The organism is Nocardia sp. NPDC004151, assembly GCF_042874235.1.
Taxonomy (GTDB): domain Bacteria; phylum Actinomycetota; class Actinomycetes; order Mycobacteriales; family Mycobacteriaceae; genus Nocardia.
Map to the genome: position 1 here is coordinate 241,992 of NZ_JBIAMR010000003.1, position 7,263 is coordinate 249,254.

General features: G+C 67.9%; 6 protein-coding genes. 2 read left to right on the plus strand and 4 right to left on the minus strand.

The features are described from left to right. Window positions 1-79 precede the first annotated feature (79 nt). Window positions 80-1,135 carry a ferredoxin--NADP reductase gene (locus ACFYTS_RS08695; protein WP_357281718.1) on the minus strand — a complete coding sequence of 352 codons (1,056 nt, stop codon included), beginning with the start codon at window positions 1,133-1,135 and terminating at the stop codon, window positions 80-82. Between the two features lie 72 nt (window positions 1,136-1,207). Further along, window positions 1,208-1,828 (minus strand): mycofactocin system transcriptional regulator MftR2, encoded by a 621-nt coding sequence (mftR2, locus tag ACFYTS_RS08700; protein WP_357281716.1) that lies wholly within the window; start codon window positions 1,826-1,828, stop codon window positions 1,208-1,210. Between the two features lie 366 nt (window positions 1,829-2,194). Here mftR2 and mftF point away from each other — a divergent pair, with 366 nt between their 5' ends. Next, window positions 2,195-3,592, plus strand: a complete 1,398-nt coding sequence (mftF, locus tag ACFYTS_RS08705) for a mycofactocin biosynthesis glycosyltransferase MftF (RefSeq protein ID WP_357281715.1) — start codon at window positions 2,195-2,197, stop codon at window positions 3,590-3,592. On the opposite strand, the gene ACFYTS_RS08710 is transcribed toward mftF, so the two are convergent. Beyond that, on the minus strand, window positions 3,593-3,919 hold the full coding sequence (locus ACFYTS_RS08710; RefSeq protein ID WP_357281714.1) for a nuclear transport factor 2 family protein: 327 nt from the start codon (window positions 3,917-3,919) through the stop codon (window positions 3,593-3,595). Then, on the minus strand, window positions 3,920-5,155 hold the full coding sequence (locus tag ACFYTS_RS08715; RefSeq protein ID WP_387302338.1) for a cytochrome P450: 1,236 nt from the start codon (window positions 5,153-5,155) through the stop codon (window positions 3,920-3,922). A gap of 316 nt (window positions 5,156-5,471) precedes the next feature. Between ACFYTS_RS08715 and ACFYTS_RS08720 the strand changes: the two genes are divergently transcribed. After that, on the plus strand, window positions 5,472-6,824 hold the full coding sequence (locus ACFYTS_RS08720; RefSeq protein ID WP_357281711.1) for a GAF domain-containing protein: 1,353 nt from the start codon (window positions 5,472-5,474) through the stop codon (window positions 6,822-6,824). Window positions 6,825-7,263 lie beyond the last annotated feature (439 nt).

Here is a 7,263-nt window from a genome sequence, read left to right on the forward strand (position 1 = left end):
CGCCGCGTGAATCACGCGGCGGCCGACTCGTTTCGGCGGTTCGGGGGCGAGCCCTCGAGGGTTCCGAGAGTTGGTTGTCTCAGAACTGGATCTTCAGGCGGTCCGTCACCGGCCGGGCCTGGCAGCCCAGGATGTAGCCGTTGGCGATGTCCTCGGGGTCGAGGATCTCCGCGTTCTCCATCTCCACCTCGCCCTCCAGGACGGTGCAGGCGCAGGAGCCGCATTCGCCCTCGAGGCAGGAGTAGGGCACGTCCAGGCCCTTGGAGAGCATGATGTCGACCAGGGTCTGGCTGCGCGGCCAGGTCATCTCGTGGGTCTCGCCGTCGAGTTCGACCTCGACGCTGGCGGCGTCGGCGGCCTCCTCGGCGCTGATCTCGACCGGGGCGACCTCGGCGAACGGGTCGCCGGAGAGCGAGTTGAAGACCTCGGCGTGGGTGCGGTTGCGCGGCACGCCGAGCTGGCCGAGGGCGTCGTGGACCCGGTCCATGAACGGCTTGGGGCCGCACATGAACGCCTCGTAGGCGGTGTAGGGCGAGACCAGGGCGGCGAAGGCGTCGGCGGTCGGCAGGCCCTGGAGGGCTTCGAGCCAGTGGATGACGACGACCCGCTGCGGGTTCTTGTCGGCGAGCTCGCGCAGCTCGTTGGCGAAGATGACCGACTCGTGGTCGCGGTTGGCGTAGACCACCACGATGCGGCCGTTGCCGCGGGAGAGCGCCGACTTGAGGATGGACATCACCGGGGTGATGCCGCTGCCGGCCGCGAACAGCAGCAGGTCCTCGTCGAGGTTCTTGGGGGTGAAGACGCCGGACGGCGGCAGCACCTCGATGGAGTCGCCGGCTTTCACGTTGTCGCACACCCAGTTCGACGCGTAGCCGTCGACGGTGCGCTTGATGGTCACCTTCGGCTTGTCGTCGGTGTGCGGCGAGCTGGCCAGCGAGTAGCAGCGGGCCACGGACCCGGTCAGGTCGCTGGGGATGCGCAGGGTCAGGAACTGGCCCGGCGTGTAGGCGAAGCGCTCGCTGAGTTCCTCGGGCACGTCGAAGACCAGCGAGCAGGAGTCGGCCGTCTCGTTGATGACCGCGGAGACCCGCAGCACGGCCGATCGCGAGCTGTGCGGTACGTCGACGGTGGTCATAGTGTCCTCTCGAACCCGGCAGTGATGGTCAGCCGGAGCAGTCTACCCAAACTAGAACGTGTTCTAGTTTGACTATACGTGGCTGTCGCGCTGCCGGACAAGCTGAGCTTCCAGACCGGCGATCAGCACGTCCATCGAGAAGTCGTAGGAGAACTTGCCGCGCAGATCCGCCAAGTGTTTGGTGGCGCGTTCCACCGCCTCGGGCAGCACCCGGTCCAGCAGCGACGAGCGGTCGCGCGGGTTCACCTTGGAACGACCGAACAGATAGGTGTGGATGGTGGCGTAGGCGGAGAGCACATTGCGCTCGTCGAAACCGGCGTCGAAGAGGATTTCCATCACGGCCGCGATCAGGTCGAGCTGTTTGCCGAGCATCTGCTCGATCAGGACGTCGCCGAGACCCGGGTGCTTGCGCAATTTCTCGTCGATCTGGTCGATGAGATCCCGCAAACGCATTTGCCACGTGCCGAATTCGGGTGGCGGCTTGCGGACGCCGGTCAGCGCCGCGGTCGCCACCAAGTCGAGTAGCTCCCGCTTGTCGGCGACGTAGTAATAGGGGGCCATCGGCGAAACTCCGAGTTCGCGGGAGAGTCGTCGCATGGACAGCTTCTCCACGCCGTCCTGCCGGACCACCCGCAGGGCGGCCTCGACGATCTCGGATTCCGAGAGGGTGTTACCGCCCCCGCCTGTCTGCATGCGCCCGACTCCCATACCGCCTCGACCACCACGGGCACGGATACCCGTCCCCTACCTGTTCAACTGCCGATTTTCCTCTCGGCAGTGTAGAGCGCCCACGACCGCACCCGTCGAGCTACCACCAGATGCGCGAGACACCGAATACGCCTCCTCCCTTGCGGAATGTCGCCCCAGTGTTCGCGGCCGCCCCGATTCTGGACTGCGGCTCGATAGACCTCCGCCTTGGAGCGGGGGAGCGAAGCGGAGGAGCGGAGGAGGGAAGAATCGGGACCAGGGGGCCGCGAACCCGCCCGTAGCGAAGCGGAGGGCAGATAACACCGCGTGGCAATCATCATTGCCAGTGGTGTGCTGACTTAGCATTCGGGAATGCGCCATGATCGCCTTCCCGATGGTTTCGGGGTGCGAATCGATCCCAAGGTGCGCACTTATTCCGGTGGACGGCTACTGGTCGGCGGCACGCCGACAAGGTTGCTACGGCTCGCTCCGGAAGCTGCGGCCTTGATCGGTGACGGGTACCTCGAGGTGACCGACCCGGCGTCGGCGCGGGTTGCCAGACGTCTTCTCGATTCCGGTGTCGCGAATCCGCGCCCGCGGCTGCTGCCGTCGCTGGAGGACGTCACCGTGATCGTGCCGGTGCACAACAACACTCCCGAGCTGTCGCGGCTGTTGTCGGCGCTGCGCGGACACACGGTGATCGTGGTGGACGACGGTTCGGATCAGCCGGTGCGGATTCCGGAGGCGCGCAGCCGATGCCGGATCACCGTGCTGCGCCGCGATCGCCGGCACGGCGCGGCCGCGGCACGCAATTTCGGATTACGGTCCGCGTCAACCGAATTCGTGGCCTTCCTGGATCCGGAGGTGGTGCCCCGGACCGGCTGGCTGGAGGTCATGCTGGGCCACTTCAGCGATCCCAAGGTGGCGCTGGTGGCCCCGCGCATCCTGGCCATGGATCCCGATTCCACGGTGCTGGCCCGCTACGAGCACACCCGCGGTTCGGTGCATCGCGGCCGCCGCGAGTCGGCAGTGCAGGCGCACGGCCCGGTGCCGTACGTGCCGAGTTCGGCGGTGCTGGTGCGCCGGCTGGCCGTGCTGGGCGAGGGCGGTTTCGACGAGTCCATGGGCGCGGGCGGCGATGTCGACCTGTGCTGGCGGCTGGACCGCGCGGGCTGGCGGCTGCGCTACGAGCCCGCGGCCCGGGTGGCGCACAGCAATCCGGTGTCGCTGCGAAAGTGGTTCGCCCACAAGGTCACCCATGGGACGGGTGTGGCGCCACTGGCGCACCGGCACAAGGGGATGGCCGCGCCGCTGTCGCTACCGATCTGGACGGCGGTGTCGGCGGGCCTGCTGAGCACCGCGTCGGGCTGGGGCATCTTCGGCGGGGTGCTGACCCTGGGCGCGACCCTGGTTCGATTACGCCGGGTGTTCGCCGGGCTCGACAATCCGACCCGGGTGGCCGCCATCTATATGACGCGCGGTTTCGGCGGTGCGGTGTGGCGGCTGGCGTCGGCCATGTGCCGGCACTATTGGCCGGTGACCCTGCTGGGCATGTTGTGCTCGCGCCGGATCCGGCACATCGCGATCACCCTGGCCATGGCGGAGGGCTTGGCGGACTGGTTCACCCATCGGGAGCCCGGCAGCCTGGATCCGATCCGCTACGTGTTCTGCCGGCGGCTGGACGATGTGGCCTACGGGACGGGCGTGTGGTGGGGCGCGGCCCGCACCCGCAGCGCGGCGGCGCTGAAACCGACGCTCCCGTCCAGTTGATCAGCGGTAGTAGATCTCCAGTGTGGTGATGCGCCCGTCAGGGCCGAGACCGAAGACGTCGATCGCGTAGGTGCGGTTGCCGGGCTTGCCGAGCGGGCTGGTCGCCTCGAGCTGTGCGACTTCGACTGCCGGGCCCGGGATTACCCGCGTGATCTCGGTCCGCGCCCGGCCCGCGAACACGACATCCCGATAGAATCCGGCGATTTCGTCGTGACCGGTGAAAACGCCTCGCGGATTGCGCAGTTCGGCCCCGGGCGCGAAGAGCGCCAGCAGCGCGGGCTCGTCGGCGGCGTTGACCGCCCGCACGTAGTCCTCCGAGATGCTCATCTACTTCTCCTCCCCGCGCGGACGCAGCCGCACCGGCATGTGCCGGACGCCGGTGTGCTTGTTGCTGCGCGTGTATTCGACGGCCCCGGTGAGTTCGGCGATCTCGACCCGGTCGAGCAGCGCGTCGAACACCACCCGCATCTCCATGCGGGCCAGGTTGGATCCGAGGCAGAAGTGCCCGCCGCGTCCGAAGGCGAGGTGCGGGTTGGGCCGCCGGGTGATGTCGAAGGTGTGCGGGTCGGTGAATACGGCCTCGTCCCGGTTCGCGGAGGTCCACCACAGGGTGACCTTGTCCCCGGCCTTGATGCGTTGACCGCCGAGTTCGGTGTCGCGGGTGGCGGTGCGCCGGTTGTAGGAGGTGGAGGAGGCCCACCGCAGCATTTCGTCGACGGCCCCGTCCAGTTGGGACCGGTCCTCGCGCAGGCTGCGCCAGACCTCGGGCCGTTCGATGAGCGCCAGCATCCCGACGGCGATGGAGTTGCGGGTGGTTTCGCTGCCCGCCGCGATGAGCAGGCTGAACAGCATGGCCTTCTCCATATCGGTGAGCGGCTGCCCGTCGATGGTGGCGTGCGCGGCCAGGGAGAGCAGGTCGTCGGCGGGTGCGGCGGTCTTGGCGGCGAGCAGTTCCCGCCCGTAGGCCCGGGTTTCGGCGACGGCCCGCTGGGTGCGCGCGGTGGCCTCGCCGAGGTCGCGATCGTCGTAGTCCAGGGCGACGTTGGCCCAGCCGAAGAGCCGGTGCCGGTCCTCCTGCGGCACTCCGAGCAGTTGGGCGACGGCCTGCAGCGGCAGTTCGGCGGCGAGGTCGAGCAGAAAGTCGCACTCGCCCTTGGCCAGTGCCGCGTCGACCAGGTCGGCGGCGCGTCGCCGTAGGTCGTCCTCGATGAGTTTCAGGGTGCGCGGCGCGACGCTGGGCATGAGCAGTTTCCGCACGCCCGCGTGCCGGGGGTCGTCCATCATGTTGAGCAGCACGCCGACGGCCCAGTCCACGGGCAAATCCTCGATGAGGGTGCCGCCGCCGCGCCGTTCCCCGCCGCTCTCGGAGGAATAGGTGACCGAATCCCCGGCTACGGCAACGATGTCGGCGTACCGGCTGACCACCCAGAACCCTTCCCCGTCGGGGGTGTGCGGGGTGGGCGGATGCCACCGGACCGGCGCGTCGGCTCGCAGCCGGTCGAAGACCGCGTGCGGGAAGCCGTGCGCGAAGCGGTCGAGATCGGTCAGGTCGATGTCCTCCACCCCACCCACCCTCGCACAGTGCCCGAGCCGGGGCGGTACATTCGGTGAACCGTGTTAACCGAAAACCTGGCCGCCGCAAGGATTTCGGGGCGGGGTGCGCAGTCGTGATCCGGTCAGCGGCGCCACCGCAACCTCGGCAAGTCCCTCGCGACGCGCGGATCGCGCGGAGTGACTGAACACGGCGTGTTTAACAAGATGCTGCGTAGCTCACATTTCCTTAGGGCACGGTTGCTGTGTGACCTGTCGGACAAACGTCCTGCTTCCGCCTTGGGCTCTCAGGTCCGCCGGTACCCTTTGGGTGCGGAAAGAAAGGCAAATGGTCAGCAATCTTGCGGGTGGGGGAAACCCTAACCACGGCGCCGAACCGGGCAGTCAACTCGGTGCGCTCGAAACATATGCCGCCCAGGCTCACGGATATCTCAGCCTGGGTGGAGAACAGCTGGGGCAACTGCCCGGCCTGTTACGTCCCATGGTCCTGGAATCGTGGCTGCGCAGCGTGCGCGGCGGCGTGGACCCGATGGACGATGGGGACGGTCGCGGCCTGCGCGGTGCGGACCTCGAGCGCTATCGCGACGCGCATCCGATCGCCGCGGTGATGCCGCTGGTGGACAAGCTGTTGCTGCGGGACGCGACCAGTACCGGTTTGATCGTGGTGGTGGCAGACCAGTTCGGCCGCGTGCTCTCGGTGCACGGCAATGCCGACCGGGTGCAGCCGGCCGCCGAGGCGGGATTGCGCGAGGGCAATGACCTGAGCGAGCGCCGGGTCGGCACCAATGCGGTGGGCCTGGTGGTGCGCACCGGCCGCGCGGCCTGGATCCACGGCCCCGAGCATTTCCTGCACCGCATGCACCAGATCACGGGAGCGGCTGCGCCGGTGCACGATCCGGACGGCCGCCTGGTGGGCGTGCTGATGATCGCCGGCGGTGTGCGGGTGGCGCGCCCGGAGATCCTGGCGCTGGTGAAGGCGGCGGCCACGGCCGCGGAGATGGATCTGCTGCTGGCCGCGGTGCGCTCGGGTCAGGATCGGCGTTCGCACGCCGACGCGCCCGCGCCGGAGCGCCTGGGCCTGGAGGTGCTCGGACTCGGGCAGCCACAGCTCACCGTGGCGGGGGAGCGGGTCCCGTTGTCGCAGCGGCACGCCGAGATCCTGTTGCTGCTCGCCGAACATTCCGAGGGGTTGTCGGCCGATCACCTCGCCCTGCTGCTCGATGACGCCGATCTGGACAACGCCACGATTCGCGCCGCCATGTCGCGGCTGCGCTCGGTGGTCGGTTCGAACGTCTTCGGCTCGCGCCCGTACCGGTTGCGCGTGCCGATCGCCACGGATGTGGAGGCGCTGCGCGCCGCCCTGGATTCCGGGGATGTGGACGCCGCCGTGCGGCTGTACGCGGGCCCGGTGTTGCCGCGTTCGACCGCTCCGGGAGTTATAGACATTCGCGATGAATTGCGGGTGCGCTTGAGAACGGCTGTATTACGTTCCGGCGACGCTTCGGTCTTGAGTCGGTGGACCGCGGGCGCCGAAGGACGCGACGACGCGGCGGCGTGGGCGGCCTATCGGGCCACCGTGGACCGTGAGTCTCCGCTGTATGCGCAGATCGAAGCCAAGATCCGGGTGCTGGATCGGCGCCTGGGCGCCGATGCAACGCAGTTGCAACGTTTCGACTCCTAATCTCCACATCCGAAAGTGCGGTCGGTCACACCGCCGCCTTGTTATGTGGTCCGACCCACATTCATCGCGATCTTCGCGCCGGATCGGCTGCCAACTAGACGCTCGTCCAACTTTTTTTCAGGAAAAAGTTCCTTTTTATTGTGTAAACGCCTAGTGTCCACATGCATGAACGGCATCCCTGTGATGCAGGTGACAGTTGGAGGAGATCGGCAGTAGGACAGTCCGGATGCGGTGACCCGGAGGCAACCGCATCCCGGCCGGCGAGCCAGTAAGCCCGGCCGCTTCGAGCACTAGTTGGATCACGCGCGGATTCGCCGCGCATTCGTCGAAAAACCCAGGGCGATGCGATAACTCGCGGCCTGGTGCGCTCTCGTCAGCCGAGCGCACTCAGGTCTATTTCGTGATGCCCCGAAACCGTTGGTCGACATAGCAATTCGCC

Excerpts from the sequence above, each read along its gene's own strand:
- ACFYTS_RS08710 (WP_357281714.1), bottom strand. The coding sequence starts at position 3,919 with ATGAGCATCTCGGAGGACTACGTGCGGGCGGTCAACGCCGCCGACGAG.
- ACFYTS_RS08695 (WP_357281718.1), bottom strand. The coding sequence starts at position 1,135 with ATGACCACCGTCGACGTACCGCACAGCTCGCGATCGGCCGTGCTGCGG.
- ACFYTS_RS08720 (WP_357281711.1), top strand. The coding sequence starts at position 5,472 with ATGGTCAGCAATCTTGCGGGTGGGGGAAACCCTAACCACGGCGCCGAA.
- mftR2 (WP_357281716.1), bottom strand. The coding sequence starts at position 1,828 with ATGCAGACAGGCGGGGGCGGTAACACCCTCTCGGAATCCGAGATCGTC.
- mftF (WP_357281715.1), top strand. The coding sequence starts at position 2,195 with ATGCGCCATGATCGCCTTCCCGATGGTTTCGGGGTGCGAATCGATCCC.